The following is a 15,174-nucleotide window of genomic DNA, read 5'->3' as shown; positions in this document are numbered from 1 at the left end:
GGTTTCACCTCTTTTAATCTTTACTAATTAACCGCGCACGAATCTTGGTCAGCTTGTTTTTGACGGAACCATCAACGACATAATCGCCGACTTTCAGAATCACACCACCAATAATGCTATCGTCAACCTCGTTATCAAGGTGAACCTGGGTCAAGCCATATTTTTGTGCATAACTCTCGCCCAAAGCCTTAAGCTGGGACTCGTCTAATTCAATTGACGTAATTGCGGTTCCCGCCATGATTTTTTTGTTTTTGTTATACAAGTCGTTAAAGTAAGCGATAATAGCTGGCAGAGCAGAAAAATGATTGTAATCGAGTAGTAAGTTCAGAAAGTTCTGGACTTCATCGACCAAACCCTGCTCAATTGCAGACAAAGCCTTTTTCTTTTCTGTAGTGTTTAGTATCGGATCACTAAAAACCTGTAAAATTTGTGGATGAGCAGACAGTGCTTGGCGCAACTCCTGTAAATCCGCATGAACAGCCTCTAAAGCTTTCATATCCTGCGCATAATCAAACAGTGCAGTACCATAACGTGCAGCAATTTCTTCTTTACTCAAGGCCATTACTTATTCAGCCCCTTAATAAATTGATCAACCAAATCCTTTTGGTCATCAGCAGACAAATTCCGTGCAATTACTTTTTCAGCAATTGTGACCGAAATATCAGCCACCTCTGCACGTGCCTCATCTAAAGCTGCAGCCTTTGCCTGAGCGGCATCGGTTTGAGCCTTAGCGTGAATCGCAGCAGCATCATCGTTAGCTTCTGCGACAATCTGACTGCTCGTCTTCTGCGCGTCAGTCTTTGCACTAGAGAGAATTTGCATTGCCTCTTGTTTTGAATTCTTCAAAGCAGCTTCACGTTCATTAGCCAAAACTTCGGCTTTTTTGCGGTTATCTGCGGCTGAATCCAAATCATTGATTACTTTTTGCCGTCTCTTCTCCATCATGTCGGAGACTGGTCCCCAAGCATAATGCTTAACTAAAAGAAGCAAAATTGCGAAGACAATCATGTACCAGATGGTATTACCGATGTAGATGTGATTCGCTGAGGCTGCAAATAATGTTTGAAATGTCATTTACTGCCCTTCTCTCTTTTTTAACCTATTAACTCTTGGCAAATTAAAGGAAGAGAATCAGGAAAGCAACAACAATCGCCAAGATAGGAACAGCTTCGATCAAACCAACACCAATAAACATTGTTGATCTCAGGTTGCCAGCACTTTCAGGTTGGCGCGCCATGCTTTCAACCGTCTTAGTGATAACCTTACCGTTACCCCAAGAAGCAGCAAGGGCTGCAATACCAGCTACAAGTGCAGCTGAAAGATATTTAAAAGCTTGTGACATATTTAAACCTCCAAAAAATTATTCTTTTGTAACTTTTTTACCAATGTAAACCATTGATAAAGTTACGAAAACATATGCCTGGATAGAGCCAATGAAGACAGAGAAACCTTGCCATATCATAGCCAGTGGAGCTGCCAAAATCATTGTTGGAATTCCAAAGCTAGGAGCCAGGTTATTACCAATCAACGTTAATAAAACTTCACCCGCATAGATATTACCATATAAACGCAAAGATAGTGTTAAGAAGTTAGTTATTTCCTCAATCATATTGATTGGGAACAAAAAACCAACTGGTTCAGCATAGTTACGCCAATAACCACGCGTGCCAAATTTTTGCATTCCAAAGGTAAATGATAAGAGCAAGGTCATCATTGCAAATGACATTGTCGTTACCGGGTCCGCTGTTGGTGACTTAATAAACATAAAGTCACCGACTTTGACCTCCAGGAACATCCCCAGCTGGTTCATAAACCAGATAAAGAGAAACAAAACAAAGGCATACAGCGAGAGGTGCTTCCGTGCATCGGAATCACTGACGTTGTCTTTAACAATGCCATCAGTGAAGTCGAGTAGGTATTCCAGTACGTTTTGCTTTTTGTTTGGTTTCAGCTCAACTGTCCGTGACAGCCAAATGCAGACCAATAAAACTGCAGCTGCCATTAAAGTTGAACCGATGATCCCTGCGAGATCAAAGTTTAAACCCAAAAATTTAAAAACAAATGATTCCTCCAATACTTCGTGACCTCCCTTCTTGTGCCCATTTTCGAACACTCATACAATATTAACACCATTCAATAATTTTGTGTAAGTTTGTAAGCGAATTCTACAATAATTTACTTATTTCGTGCCAAACAGGCGGTCACCAGCGTCTCCTAGACCTGGGAAAATGTAGCCATTTGGCAATAATTTATCATCTTCTGCAGCCGCAAAAATATCAACGTCGGGATTTTCTTTCTGGACTGCTTTTACTCCTTCAGGAGCTGCAACCAAAACGGCCAACTTAATATCCGTGACACCGCGCTTCTTTAAGGCGCTGATGGCCATATTAGCAGAGCCGCCAGTCGCAAGCATCGGGTCAACAACTAGGCATTCACGTTCCGCAATGTCTTTTGGCATTTTACAAAAATATTCGTGCGGTGTCAGTGTCTCTTCGTCGCGGTACATCCCAATCACACCAACCTTAGCAGCCGGAATCATTTCCATTACCCCATTTAACATCCCAATACCTGCACGCAGGATGGGAACGATGGTCAATTTCTTACCAGCAATCGCTTTTTGCGTGGTCTTGCCAATCGGGGTCTCGATTTCAACATCTTGCAGCGGCAAGTCGCGGGTGATTTCATAGGTCATGAGTCCCCCAATCTCGCCGACAATTTGACGAAATTCGTTTGAACTCGTCTCCTTGCGCCTGATAATAGTTAACTTGTGTTGGATTAATGGATGATCCAATACCGTAAATTTGCCCATTTGTTCCTCCTAAAAAATATACATGCTTAGAGTTATTTTAATCAAAAAAGCAAAGGGTTTAAAGTCCTTTGCTAGTTATTTTTTATTTTACTTGAAAATGATGACCCGCGGCCGCCTTATTTAGCCTGTTCATGTAGGCTAAAGTCTGCTCACTGCCGCCAAAACCCTGGACAAAAATTTGCTTAATTTGGCTCTGATCATCAAAATAACGTAGACCCGCAAATAAGTTGCGGTCAGCATCAGCCAGACCATTGCCCAGGTCAAACTTGTTTTGGGCTGGCAGATCAAGCTTGGTCAATTCTGCATTTAGCGCCATGACCCCTGTATTTTCGTCAAAGTTGATTTGTGCAAAATCCTGTGCATCATCTACAACCACCACCGCGGCACTAGGAGCATAGTGGCGGTACTTCATGCCTGGAGCTTTAGGTACCTCCTGATCGGATACCTGACCGCGGTTGATTAGCACGGTTTCACCAAGCACCCGGCTAAGTTCTTCAGGAGTGATTGCACCTGGTCGCAGAACAACGGGACTTTTAACCGCTATATCAATAATAGTTGATTCAAGCCCCACCTTAGTTGGGCCACCGTCAATAATACCCGCAATCTTCCCCCTTAAGTCATGAAAAACATGCTGGGCAGTTGTTGGACTGGGCTTAGTCGAAGTGTTCGCAGAGGGGCCGACAATTGGCGAACCGAGTTTGGCAATCATTTCACGAGTCAGCTGATCATCAGGACAGCGCAAGGCAACAGTGGCTAGACCGCCAGTAACGGCCTTAGGTAAGCTGCCTGGCCTAGCCTTGAGCAGAATCGTCAGCGGTCCCGGCCAAAAATGGTTAATCAGCTTTTCAGCTCGATCCGAAACTTCTTGGACATAGTGCGACATCATTTCTTTATCTGCAACCGTCACAATCAACGGATTGTCACTTGGCCTGCCCTTGGCTGCATAAACTTGCTTAACTGCTTCTTCATTAGTTGCAAGTGCGCCTAACCCGTAGACTGTTTCGGTCGGAAATGCGACTAATTCCCCCTTAGCCAACAAGTTAACCGCAGCATCAATTTGGCCTGCAGAAAAAATTTCTGTTTCCATTACTTGTTCCACTTCCCCCAAACCATCCGCGGCTTTCCCGCCAGGTCATTTTTAAATTCACAGGTAAAGTCCGGCAACTCACGCGCAAACAAGTCCTGTAACTGCTGCTTTTCACTGAAGCCATACTCCAAAAAGAATTCGCCCCCGCTGTTTAGGTGTTCAGGCACTGTTTGAGCAAACTTACGGTAAAAATTCAGGCCATCCTTGCCCCCAAAAAGAGCTTCTTCTGGTTCATTTTGCAAAACATTTTGGTCCATAACGGCTCTTTCCGTTTCTTTAATGTATGGCGGATTAGAAATGATTTTGTCAAACTTTTCTAAGCCAATCAAAATATTGGCCTTGCGGACAGTCACATCAAGATCGTACTTTAGAAAATTTTCTTCACTAGTTCTTAAGGCCGCATCGGTCACGTCTGACGCATACAGGTCGAGGTTGGCGATTCCGCGCTTAGCAGCCTCCATTGCCAGAGCTACTGTAATGCAGCCCGACCCCGTGCCTAGATCAAGTACCTTGTCTCCCGTTTTTAAGCGGTCCAGTGCCCACTCAACCAACTCCTCGGTCTCAAAGCGCGGAATTAGCACACCTGGTTGCACTATCATTTGATAGCCCAAGAACCAGGAATAGCCCAAGATATACTGGGGCGAGATACCCTTAACCAGTTTCTGCATATCTTTTTGCGCTTGCTTAACCTGGCCTGCAGTTAGTTCCATATCTGGTTTCAGTTGAAATTCGCTTGGGCTAAGTTGTAAACGCTCTGCCAGTAAATAAGCAACCTCTTCATCTCGGTGGTCACCTGCTTCGTCTTTTGCCCAAGCATACAAGTCTTTTAAAGTCTTAATCTTAGGCATTTTGATTGGCCAGCTCCTCTAGTTGCTTAGTTTGGAAGTAGAGACTTAAAGCATCGATAACTTCATCTAGTTCACCGTTCATAATCCGGTCCAACTTGTTGAGAGTCAAACCAATGCGGTGGTCCGTAACTCGATTTTGCGGATAGTTGTATGTTCTAATTCGCTCAGAACGATCACCGGTACCGACTGCACTCTTACGTTCAGCGTCATATTGGTCCCGGTTTTGGCTTTCATAATAGTCATAAACTCGCGAAGTCAAAATCTGCATCGCCTTTTCCCGATTCTGCTGCTGGCTCCGCTGGTCCTGCATTGCAACAGCAATTCCCGTTGGCAGGTGCGTCATGCGTACGGCACTGGAAGTCTTGTTAATGTGCTGACCACCAGCACCACTAGCACGGTAAACATCAACTCTAAGGTCTTTGGGATCTAACTCAAAGTCAACTTGCTCGTATTCTGGCATCACTGCAACCGTTGCCGTTGAGGTATGAACCCGGCCCTGCGACTCAGTAACTGGAACCCGTTGTACACGGTGTGCACCATTCTCATACTTTAATTTTGAATAAACCTTATTACCCGTAATCATGATGGCGATATGCTTGTAACCGCCAACTTCGGTAGGGTCGCTATCAACTATGGAAACCTGCCAATTCTGCTGTTCGGCGTATTTTTCATACATCCGAAGTAAGTCCCCAGCGAACAGCGAGGCCTCATCACCTCCTGCAGCACCGCGGATTTCCATGATAATGTCCTTGTCATCATTAGGATCTTGGGGCAGCATCAGCAGCTTAATCTCATCTTCAAGGTCAGTAATTTCTGCTTCTAGCGTACTATTTTCTTCCTTGGCCATCTCAACTAAATCGCTATCACTTTCGCTAGCCATCATTTCCTTATTGTCGGCAATTTCCTTTTTATCTGCCTTGTATTTACGGTATTTTTCAACCACTTCGCGCAGGTCTGACTCCTCCTTGGAGATCTCCATATAACGCTTGGTGTCATTAATAACCTCTGGATCAGCCATCATTTCCTGCAGCTCATCGTAGTGCGCTACAAGACCTTCAAGCCTGGCCATAATCTTATCCATATTTTTTCTTCTCCTCTATAACTATCTTATTTGCTCTGGATGAAAGTAATGAAAACGACACACCGGGTGATAACTCTCGTCGCCGCCAATTTTGACCTGGTCACCCTCATAGACTGGCAGGCCATTGTGAATACGCAGATTCATTGTGGCCTTGCGTCCGCAGTAGTGACAGATTGTTTTGATTTCCGTAATTTTATCAGCAAAAATCAATAGGTTCTTACTACCCTCAAACAAGTTGTTCTGAAAGTCGTTCTTCAAGCCAAAGGTCATTACCGGAATTCCTAATTCGTCGACAATTTTAGCACATTCCATCACGTGATGTCGCTCCAAAAATTGGGCTTCATCAACAAGGACGCAAGCAATTGGACCATCACCACGAGCCTGATCCTCGGCATTAATCTTTTTGATGTAAGCAAAGACGTCCATTTCAGCATCAATCGGGACAGCCTTACGTTCCATTCCGATTCTCGAAGCAATCGTACCAACCCCGTTGCGATTATCTACTCCACTCGTCAGCAGAGCAATTTTACGGCCTTGGGCCTCGTAATTATGTGCATCCTTTAAAATTTCAATGGTTTTGCCACTGCTCATTGCACCATAAAGAAAAAATAATTGTGCCATTTTTGCTCCTCTATTTTTAGTTAAAATTCATCTAACTAATCTAGTATAGATGAAAATCAAAATTCGTGCAGGCAAATGTCGCCAAAAACTCGTTTTCAGTTGGCGGCTATGCTATAGTTGTTAGTGATTTTAAAGCGAGGGATAAATATGAATCTAAAATCTAGAATCGCCAAATTTGCTGGTAAGTCGAGCTACTGGTTCCTTCACAATGTCCTTAAAGGAGGCACCAGCTTTCCCGGCAAGTTGGCCATGAAGTTTGACCCCGAAGTTTTGACTTCTTTAGCCAGCGGCTACGAAACCGTGATTGTAACTGGTACCAACGGTAAAACCATGACTACAGCACTGATTGTCGAGGCGCTCCGAGAGAAATACGGCGATGTCCTTACTAACCCGTCTGGCTCAAACATGGAACAAGGAATTGTTACGGCTTTTTTGGCCCATAAGGACAATGGTGCTGACCGGCGTATTGCCGTTTTGGAAGTCGATGAAGCCAACGTGAAGCTGGTAACCAAGTTGCTTCAGCCGACTTGCTTCGTCCTCACTAATATTTTTCGTGACCAGATGGATCGCTACGGCGAAATCTACACCACTTATGAAAAAATCGTGGCCGGCATCAAGTTAGCACCCCAAGCTACGATTATTGCCAATGGCGACGCCAGTATTTTCTCTTCAGTTGAGTTAGCTAACCCCAAACTTTTTTTCGGCTTCAACTTACCCAGTGACCAGCAGCAAAACGATACGACGGCCCCGGTTAACACAGATGGCATCCTCTGTCCGCGTTGTGACCACATTTTGCACTACCACGACCGTATTTATGCCAATCTTGGCGACTTCTTCTGTCCCAACTGTGGTTACCAGCGCCCTCAATTAACCTATTCGGTCAATCGAATTATCGAACAGAACCCCAACCGGTTACACTTTCAAATGGGGCTTAAAGAATACACTATTGACATTGGTGGTACTTACAATATCTATAATGCTCTAGCGGCTTATGCCGTTGCTCGCCACTTCGATTTAAGCGAAGATGAAATCGCCCGCTCCTTTTCCAGAAACAAACGCGTCTTCGGCCGGCAAGAGTTAATTACTTATGCAGGCAAGAAAATCGACTTAATTTTGGTAAAGAATCCGGTTGGCTTGGATGAAGTCTTGCACATGTTGGATACAGAACAAGACAACTATTCCCTAGTGACCTTGCTTAACGCCAATCACGCCGATGGTATCGACACCTCCTGGATCTGGGATGGCCAATTTGAAGATTTAAACCATGATCAGATTAAGCACATCTTGGTCGGCGGTGAACGATCTAAAGACATGCATTTCCGGCTTGAAGTAGCCGGTTTTGAGCCGGATAATATGACTACTTGCAACAATTACGAAGAAGTAATTAATCAGCTAGCCCAGCTGCCTACCAAGAAAGTCTACATCCTATCAACCTATACCGCCCTCCTGGCCTTGCGCAAGGCCATGGCCGAGCAGAAGATTATCAAGGCGGGCATGTAGCCATACAAAAAGCACAAGTTGCAAAAGCAGCTTGCGTTTTTTTAATTTCAAACTTAATTTCAGGTATACAGATGCCAAATGGCCACTTACCCCGCAGGAATTTATGTTTTAGAGTGCTGGACCATTCTGATTGCTAGCGTCCTGCTCCATCATACTTGCTAATTCCCAATTTCCAAAAGAGCATATCAAGTAGAGCAAAAACCCCAGCTACTAAAAGCTGCACTATTAGGACAGCCATACTTTTATGCAATAAAACGACCGTAGCTGGTGTCGCCACCATTCCGAAAGGGAGCAAAAAGTTAAACAGGATGCTACCAGCACCCCGGTAAATACTGGACGGGTAGCGGCTAAGCTGAATCAGACTCAAGAAGAGGTCGGAGCGACCAAAATTAGTTGGAAACCAAAAGGTTGTAATCGTCCACAAGAACCAGAGCGAATAATACAGGATGCTGCCGGCTAGACATGAAATAATGAAAAGCAAGATTTGGGTCAGCCTAAATTGATAACCCCAAGTCGCATAGACAATCACCGCTAATCCCAGCAGAGCATTTAAAAACTGGGTAAAGTCAATTGCATGACAGAAGTAATATAATTGCGGATTAATCGGTTTAAGCAAGATGTTGTCGAGTGTGCCCTCGCGAATGTCTTGCTCTAGGCTAGGCATTGAACTAACCAAAAAAGCCATCATGATACCATCAATTAGGGTATACACACCCACCAGAAGAAGTGTTTCATTGAAAGTCCAACCGGCAATTTGATCGACGTTTAAATATAAAACTTTGAAAAAGATAATGGGCACGCCTAACCAAATAACTGATGATAGTAGACCAAACAAAACATCCAATCGATATGACATCGCCTGCAAGAAAGAAACTTTAACCAACGATTTGATCATCAATAAATTTTGTTTCATTGTTATCCTCGAACATCTGAATACTGATGCAGTCCCCTTTTATTGGCTACCATCATTAGCACATAAAAAATCCCCAGCCAAATCACTTCTAGTGCAACATTTTGGAGCCAAAAGACTGTAGAGGTTTTCTTGATTAGGGAAGTGACTGGAAAAGCGCCAAAATACTGAAAGGGTAACCAGTTAAGGACCCTGCGCCAAGCTGAAGGCAAAATTGCCAAGGGAAAATAATAACCGGCAAGCAGTGAAACCATTACTTCTTTGACTAATAACACAAAAAACAAATTTTCGAACCAATAGGCCAAACAACCTACGAGATAGGAAAACATAAACCAAAGGGTTGCTGTTAAGGCGATATTGACCAGAAATTTAACAATTGTTATTACAGAAACGGCTAGGCCGCTGTGCATACACAGGTAGACCAGGCCGAGTAGCACCAGCGGCGCCAAGAGCAAGAAATTTGCCGCACGATCACCTAACATGCGGCAAAAGTAGTAGGTCTGCAGAGCAACTGGCCGGTGTAAGATATTGGACAATTCACCAGAATGGATATCGTTATTCAGGTCCCAATCGATCGCATACCACACGAAAAAGTTAATGAAGTTGACCCCGCAATAGTAAACCAGCATTTGATTTTTACTCATTCCACCGATTTTTTGTCCGGGAGCCAAGATACTTGACCACAAATAGCCCATCACAATAATTGGGACGAGCGACTGCAATAATAAGATAGCGACACTGCTTTTATTATTAAGGATTGATTTCATAGCAATTTTCATAATTGCAAAATAGGCCCGCACTATTTACTATTCTCCTTTTGAAAACAATTCAAAAATGATGTCATCCAGTTTTAAGTCCTGAATACTGTAGTCTGTACCCGCCTTAACGTCGATCAATTCGCTTAACTTTTGATCAACTTGACTAGCTGGAACCCTGATCGTAATCTTAATCTCATCCTGACTGACAATGTCCTCATTCAACTTAAAAGCTCGAAAAGACGCAGCCTTATTAAAAGTAATGTACTTGTTTTGTTGGAATTTTTTGATTAGATCCTGAGTCTGTCCGTCCCAAATGAGTTTACCCTGGTTGACAATTATTAGTCGATCACAAATGGTCGCAATATCTTCCATATCATGAGACGTCAAGAAGATTGTGAGTCCCTTTTCCTTATTCAACTTCACCAAAAAACTGCGGATATCTCTTTTTGCCAAGACATCTAACCCAATTGTCGGTTCGTCTAAGAAAAGCACCCTGGGCTTGATCGATACTGCAGCCAAAAATTCAATTTTCATCCGTTCACCTAGAGACAGCTTGCGTGTCTGCAAATTCAACTTGTCTTCGACCTTCAATGTCTGAGCAATTTGGTCAACAATTTCATTAAATTCGGCCAAATTTCGATCATAGACTGCCTGCAGGAAGTTCAGATAATCACGAGGCGTTAGATCATTAAACAATTGAGACCGATTTCCCATGACAACGGAAATTGACCGCTTAAAATCGTTTTGACGCTTAACCGGGTCAAAACCATTAACCCAACAGTATCCAGACGTTGGGTAAAGCGTACCCGTCAACATCTTAATCGTTGTGGTTTTACCTGCACCATTTTGCCCAATAAAGCCAACGGCTTCGCCTTCGTTGACGCCAAAGTTTAAGTGGTCAACCGCTCTAACCGTAGTAGTCTGGGGAGCAAAAACAGACTTGATGGCCGAACCTAAAGTGCTTTTGCGATCGACCACCTAGTATTCCTTTGTCAGTTGGTGAGCATTAATAATCTGCTTAGTCAACATTCCACCCACTTTTCTATTTCTAGATAGACAGCACGAAACAAAATACACCTTGTATAAAAATGTCGGTTACTGTTTATTTTATATCTTATTTATATTTAAGCTTAAATTAATATTAAAGTCAAAGAAGCTAAAAGTTGTTATAGCTGAAATCATGTGATAGGCCAAGACTCAAGTGAAATTAAAAATATATTTACTTTTAATTTAAGCCAACATATAATATTGCTATCTGAAATATATTAGAGGTTTACATTATGAAAGAAAATGACAAACTAATCAAATGGGCCGTTGAGTTACAAAGTTTAGCTCAAATCGGGTTGACCTACGGTAAAGATAAATTCGACCAAGAACGATACCAACGAATTAGAGATATAGCTGCTGAAATGATAGCAGAAAAATCAAGTTTAAAAATTGAACAAGTTAAACAACTTTTCTGTAATGAAGTAGGATATCAAACTCCCAAAATTGCTACTCGAGCTGCAATTTTTACTAATAATAAGATATTATTAGTAAAAGAAAATGACGGAACTTGGTCCATTCCCGGCGGTTGGTGCGAAGTTAACTTATCAGTCGCAGAAAATTGCATTAAAGAAACTAAGGAAGAAGCTGGTATTGATATTACGGTTGAAAATGTAATAGCCATTCATGATTTAGCAAAACACAGTACGGTAGCGTATCCTTACGGAGTTTGTGAAATTTTCTTTCTTTGTAAGGCAATCGGCGGTCACTTTACCAAGAACAACGAAACTACTCAAAGTTCTTATTTTTCATTTGATGATCTCCCTAACTTAAGTAGTGACAAAGGTTCTGAAGAACAGGTTCGAATGTGTTTTGATGCATACTCCAGCACCAATTGGAAAACTATCTTTGAATAAGAGAGTATCTTTAATTTAACGAAATAAATTTATTTTTTCAGATTTTTTGTAAAAGTTAAGCCAGCACTCCTCAAATTTTAAAAACGTTAAGAGATGGTCAATTTGTTAATATCCCGCAGCTCACCAATGTCACCGCAAGTTTGCTCCAAAACGCACTGACTCCGCTAGCTATTAGGCGGGAGTGCCCTATTGGTGGCAGCAAAACTACCATCTGTTACTTAATCCCAAATTTGTGGCTCTGTATTTGAAAAACAATCATATCATTAAATAATGTGTTGTTACATTCATTTTCGAATTTAGTAATGTTTTGATCTTCAGTAGCTAGCAGATTTTCAAAAAGCTCTTTCTTTCGGTATACTAAACTTGTTTTAGTAATACCATAAATTAAAATGAGATCTGAATATGACCAGACCCACCAATAAGACCGAGTTGATTGATGCGAGCAATACTGCTTATCAAAAACTGCTTGCTTTAATTAGTTCGTTACCTGAAGATGCCCGTGAAGCTGATTTTACTTTCGATACTAGTAACCTGAAGGAGGCACATTGGCAACGTGATCATAATGTACGTGATGTATTGGCTCACCTGTATGAATGGCAAAATTTGCTACTGAATTGGATTAATAATAACCAAGCCGGCAAAGAGCAAGCTTTTTTGCCAGCTGGATACAATTGGCGCAACTATGGCGATCTGAACAACAAATTTCAGGAAAAACACCAGTCCACTAATTTAGCAGAAATGGAAGAACTGTTGCATAAGAGTCACGAGCAAGTAATGCAATTACTGGCCTCCTTTACCAATGACGAACTTTTTACCAAGAAGACTTTTTCGTGGACTGGCAATAATGCTCTTGGATCGTACTTTATTTCTAATACTTCAAGCCACTATGAATGGGCCTTAAAGAAATTACGTAAACATAAGCGATCATTAAAATAAACAAACTCCCCAATAATACTGTTCTGTGGCAAAATATTTAACTTTATTTTGCGTTTGCAATGGCAAATATTCACAATCAAACTTGTTTCCAGACTGTGCTAATTGAGCTATGATAGTAAATTATAATTACTATTACAGAAAGGGATAAATTATGGAAATTGGTCCATTGTCTGAATGGGTAACAGCATTTGCCGAAATAGCCGCTGTTTGTATTGCCCTGTTCTTACCAGCTTACGAAAAAAGCAAGGAAAAACGTAAAAAAAGACGAAATTTCAAAACCATTGCTAAACTTCTAATAAAAAAGGCCTTAGCAGATCAAAACACTAGCAGCTTGGAAACATTTTTAAATATTGGTTACACTCTAAGCGACAGTGGCGATGAACAAGTATATTCCGTAGCACGTCAAGCGCTCGAAATCTTGCAGGATAATAGCCTGCCGCAAGCCCAAAAAGAAGCAGAAATCTCGCAGCTGCTTAAGTATTTGAAATAGTTCTTAGCCATTCAGGGTAAAGATGCAAACTGACCTTATTACAAAAAGGGTCCTGACTTCAACTAATCGGAGTTAGGACCCTTTTTGATGATTGGATATTGGACGTGTTTCAGAACTTAACAGCATCGACGATCATTTACTTCAGCTTTTGCAGTACCCGCTTAGAGAAGCAGTTATTGTTATAACTCATTTCTCAGTTTTCTTATGCCATAGATTGTCTCTTATCTTTGAGATAGGTTAACATAATTAATGCAGCTAATATTGCTAGTATCCCTGTAACATCTGAAAATCCCAGGTCAAACTGAAATAAGATTAAGTCATATAGCCAACTTAAGATGGTACAGCTAAAACTAGCAGTCATCACCATCCTAATCCTCGACTTACTAAAAGTATCGATTGCATGAACAAGGCAGCTAGTCATGGTTAAAATGCCACCAGTCGTATAAATAATACTGAAAGTTTTTCCATAAAAATCAGTATTAAGTGGTATCCCAACTTCATTTAGAAATAATAATAAACCTAATAAAAATCCCAAGACTTCTAAAATAACAGAAAAAACTTTTATCTTTTTCATAATCAATACTTTCCTACTCGACCAATCAACTTGGGCGTAAAAGAGCCTACAAAATTACCAACTAAGTAATGAGGTCTAACAATATGAGGCCACCCATGAGAATTTTCAATGCTGCCTTTGTGGCTCCCCAGCAATAAGCTAAATATACATATTTAGGACAAAACAAGAAACTCTGATGATACAAATATAAAAGAAATAACAAGCAGCTGAAACAAACGAAAAAACCAACAAAAGTTGGTCTTCTAAAAGAAATTATGATTTCAACTGCTTATTTTTTTGCTTTAAATATTGTCCATAAAGATAATTCTTTTCAGATACGAATTCCAATGTCAAAATGTCACTAATCTTGGTAGGAGGTTCATCTGTCGTATCGAACTCAAAATCCTTATTGTACGTTTTTTCATCAATTAATACTTTTTGCGAATCGACTGAAACAACTCTTCCAGTTTTGTAAAAGTCGCTCTGTTCTTCAGTAAGTGAGACGTAGAAATTATTGTCACGGCAATATTCCAATATTGTATTAATGCTTTATTTAGGAATACGCTTATACATCTTTTGCAAATCTAATCGATCAAAATTATTGTTTTTCTTTTGATAATCTACGTAAAAATCGAACACTTTAGTGTAAGGATCATCACATTCTATTCTTTCAATGTCCGTTTTCTTGCACAGAGTGTACACCAATAAGCGACCAATATCATCAAGGATTTCGAAAATATAATATTGACCTAAATCAGCTACCATGTAGCCCAAGGTAAATGCACCGTTTGACTGCGATTCCCCGAACTTCTCTACTAAAATATTTTTGTTAAGATAGTCATTCCAATTTTTTCTTTTAATTATCATAAATTTCTCCTTATTTGTTATTATGCTTTATTTATACTCAAGCGTGCGTTTTCTAGTCTCTCCAGGATGTTTGACAAAGTGTTGCGCAACCGTGCGGTCAGTCACCAAGCAATAGCTGAAATACCTTAAGGATTACGGAAAAAATATCATGGTCTGCTATATTCACTAAAAAGCCACCCAAAGGTGACTTTCCAATTTATATTGTATGAATAAAGCTAAATAACTACTTTTGCTTAAGATATTGTTTGTAAAGAAAATTTTCTTTGTTAACAATCTCAAGTGTCAAAATATCTTTAATATAAATTGGTGTATTTCTAATTTCATCTGCTATTTCAAAATCTTTACAGTAAGTTTTTTCATCAACAGCTATTTTTTGTGAGTCAACAGAAATAATTTCTCCGGTTTCAACGTAGTCATCTTTAGTCTGTGTCAATGTCACATAAAAGTGATTATCACGACAATATTCTAGTATACTGATAATACTATCTTTAGGAATTTGATCATATATATGTTTGAGATTTAGTTGATCAAACAAATTTCTTTTTTTAAGATAATCGATATTAAAACCTATTGTCTTTATATATTTGTCATCACATTCAATTTTTTCAATCTCATTTTTCAGATATAAAACATATCCATCAATTAGACCATATTCATCAATAGATTTGAAAATATAATATTGATCTATATCAATAACCATGTAACCTAATAAAAATGAATTACTATCTCGCGACCTGCCATAAACTTCTAGTAAAATATCCTTACCAAGGTAGTTATTCCAATTTTCTCTTTTGATTATCATCAGGAGTCTCC

At 40.5% G+C, this 15,174-nt stretch carries 19 protein-coding genes; 4 read left to right on the top strand and 15 right to left on the bottom strand.

Going from position 1 to position 15,174, the window contains the following annotated elements:
- Window positions 1-13: 13 nt before the first annotated feature.
- The 9 genes from atpH to R8389_RS03315 all read right to left on the bottom strand — a co-directional run bounded on the left by atpH (window position 14) and on the right by R8389_RS03315 (window position 6,446).
- The gene (gene atpH, locus R8389_RS03355; RefSeq protein WP_317638070.1) at window positions 14-562 is read right to left on the bottom strand and encodes an ATP synthase F1 subunit delta; all 549 of its coding nucleotides are present in this window, start codon (window positions 560-562) and stop codon (window positions 14-16) included.
- Window positions 562-1,074, bottom strand: a complete 513-nt coding sequence (gene atpF / locus R8389_RS03350) for a F0F1 ATP synthase subunit B (RefSeq protein ID WP_317638069.1) — start codon at window positions 1,072-1,074, stop codon at window positions 562-564. Before atpF ends, atpH begins: the two co-directional genes overlap by 1 nt.
- 43 nt (window positions 1,075-1,117) lie before the next feature.
- The gene (gene atpE, locus R8389_RS03345) at window positions 1,118-1,342 is read right to left on the bottom strand and encodes a F0F1 ATP synthase subunit C (RefSeq protein ID WP_317638068.1); all 225 of its coding nucleotides are present in this window, start codon (window positions 1,340-1,342) and stop codon (window positions 1,118-1,120) included.
- A gap of 18 nt (window positions 1,343-1,360) precedes the next feature.
- Window positions 1,361-2,074, bottom strand: a complete 714-nt coding sequence (gene atpB, locus R8389_RS03340) for a F0F1 ATP synthase subunit A (protein ID WP_317638067.1) — start codon at window positions 2,072-2,074, stop codon at window positions 1,361-1,363.
- A gap of 105 nt (window positions 2,075-2,179) precedes the next feature.
- Window positions 2,180-2,809 carry a uracil phosphoribosyltransferase gene (gene upp / locus R8389_RS03335; protein WP_317638066.1) on the bottom strand — a complete coding sequence of 210 codons (630 nt, stop codon included), beginning with the start codon at window positions 2,807-2,809 and terminating at the stop codon, window positions 2,180-2,182.
- Between the two features lie 82 nt (window positions 2,810-2,891).
- A complete protein-coding gene (locus R8389_RS03330) occupies window positions 2,892-3,896 on the bottom strand; it encodes an L-threonylcarbamoyladenylate synthase (protein WP_317638065.1) in 1,005 nt (334 codons plus the stop codon).
- On the bottom strand, window positions 3,896-4,744 hold the full coding sequence (gene prmC, locus R8389_RS03325) for a peptide chain release factor N(5)-glutamine methyltransferase (protein ID WP_317638064.1): 849 nt from the start codon (window positions 4,742-4,744) through the stop codon (window positions 3,896-3,898). Before prmC ends, R8389_RS03330 begins: the two co-directional genes overlap by 1 nt.
- Window positions 4,737-5,825, bottom strand: a complete 1,089-nt coding sequence (gene prfA, locus R8389_RS03320) for a peptide chain release factor 1 (RefSeq protein ID WP_317638063.1) — start codon at window positions 5,823-5,825, stop codon at window positions 4,737-4,739. Before prfA ends, prmC begins: the two co-directional genes overlap by 8 nt.
- 21 nt (window positions 5,826-5,846) lie before the next feature.
- Window positions 5,847-6,446 carry a thymidine kinase gene (locus R8389_RS03315; protein WP_317638062.1) on the bottom strand — a complete coding sequence of 200 codons (600 nt, stop codon included), beginning with the start codon at window positions 6,444-6,446 and terminating at the stop codon, window positions 5,847-5,849.
- Window positions 6,447-6,593: 147 nt separating this feature from the next.
- On the opposite strand from R8389_RS03315, the gene R8389_RS03310 reads away from it, so the two are divergent.
- Window positions 6,594-7,946: a Mur ligase family protein gene (locus tag R8389_RS03310; protein WP_317638061.1), complete on the top strand. Its 1,353-nt coding sequence runs from the start codon at window positions 6,594-6,596 to the stop codon at window positions 7,944-7,946.
- A gap of 133 nt (window positions 7,947-8,079) precedes the next feature.
- Here R8389_RS03310 and R8389_RS03305 read toward each other — a convergent pair whose 3' ends face one another.
- From R8389_RS03305 to R8389_RS03295, 3 genes are read right to left on the bottom strand one after another with little or no spacing between them, the layout of a single operon-like run.
- The gene (locus tag R8389_RS03305) at window positions 8,080-8,859 is read right to left on the bottom strand and encodes an ABC transporter permease (RefSeq protein ID WP_317638060.1); all 780 of its coding nucleotides are present in this window, start codon (window positions 8,857-8,859) and stop codon (window positions 8,080-8,082) included.
- A 2-nt stretch (window positions 8,860-8,861) separates the two neighbouring features.
- Window positions 8,862-9,656, bottom strand: a complete 795-nt coding sequence (locus tag R8389_RS03300; RefSeq protein WP_317638059.1) for an ABC transporter permease — start codon at window positions 9,654-9,656, stop codon at window positions 8,862-8,864.
- Between the two features lie 6 nt (window positions 9,657-9,662).
- Entirely contained in the window at window positions 9,663-10,592 is a 930-nt protein-coding gene (locus tag R8389_RS03295) for an ABC transporter ATP-binding protein (protein ID WP_317638058.1), read from the bottom strand.
- A gap of 302 nt (window positions 10,593-10,894) precedes the next feature.
- Here R8389_RS03295 and R8389_RS03290 point away from each other — a divergent pair, with 302 nt between their 5' ends.
- The 3 genes from R8389_RS03290 to R8389_RS03280 all read left to right on the top strand — a co-directional run bounded on the left by R8389_RS03290 (window position 10,895) and on the right by R8389_RS03280 (window position 12,941).
- Window positions 10,895-11,515, top strand: coding sequence for an NUDIX hydrolase N-terminal domain-containing protein (locus tag R8389_RS03290; RefSeq protein WP_317638057.1), 621 nt, complete (start codon window positions 10,895-10,897; stop codon window positions 11,513-11,515).
- A gap of 402 nt (window positions 11,516-11,917) precedes the next feature.
- A complete protein-coding gene (locus tag R8389_RS03285; protein WP_317638056.1) occupies window positions 11,918-12,451 on the top strand; it encodes a ClbS/DfsB family four-helix bundle protein in 534 nt (177 codons plus the stop codon).
- A gap of 151 nt (window positions 12,452-12,602) precedes the next feature.
- Window positions 12,603-12,941 (top strand): hypothetical protein, encoded by a 339-nt coding sequence (locus R8389_RS03280; RefSeq protein ID WP_317638055.1) that lies wholly within the window; start codon window positions 12,603-12,605, stop codon window positions 12,939-12,941.
- A gap of 202 nt (window positions 12,942-13,143) precedes the next feature.
- Here the strand turns inward: R8389_RS03280 and R8389_RS03275 are convergent, their stop codons facing one another.
- The 3 genes from R8389_RS03275 to R8389_RS03265 all read right to left on the bottom strand — a co-directional run bounded on the left by R8389_RS03275 (window position 13,144) and on the right by R8389_RS03265 (window position 15,163).
- Window positions 13,144-13,515 carry a hypothetical protein gene (locus R8389_RS03275; RefSeq protein WP_317638054.1) on the bottom strand — a complete coding sequence of 124 codons (372 nt, stop codon included), beginning with the start codon at window positions 13,513-13,515 and terminating at the stop codon, window positions 13,144-13,146.
- A 528-nt stretch (window positions 13,516-14,043) separates the two neighbouring features.
- Entirely contained in the window at window positions 14,044-14,361 is a 318-nt protein-coding gene (locus R8389_RS03270; RefSeq protein ID WP_317638053.1) for a hypothetical protein, read from the bottom strand.
- 223 nt (window positions 14,362-14,584) lie between these two features.
- Complete coding sequence (locus R8389_RS03265) at window positions 14,585-15,163, bottom strand: hypothetical protein (protein ID WP_317638052.1); 579 nt, start codon at window positions 15,161-15,163, stop codon at window positions 14,585-14,587.
- Between the last annotated feature and the right edge of the window lie 11 nt (window positions 15,164-15,174).

Source organism: Lactobacillus xylocopicola (genome assembly GCF_033096005.1).
GTDB lineage: Bacteria > Bacillota > Bacilli > Lactobacillales > Lactobacillaceae > Lactobacillus > Lactobacillus xylocopicola.
Note: the sequence above shows the minus strand (reverse complement) of the source record. Positions and strands in the feature narration are given on the sequence as shown.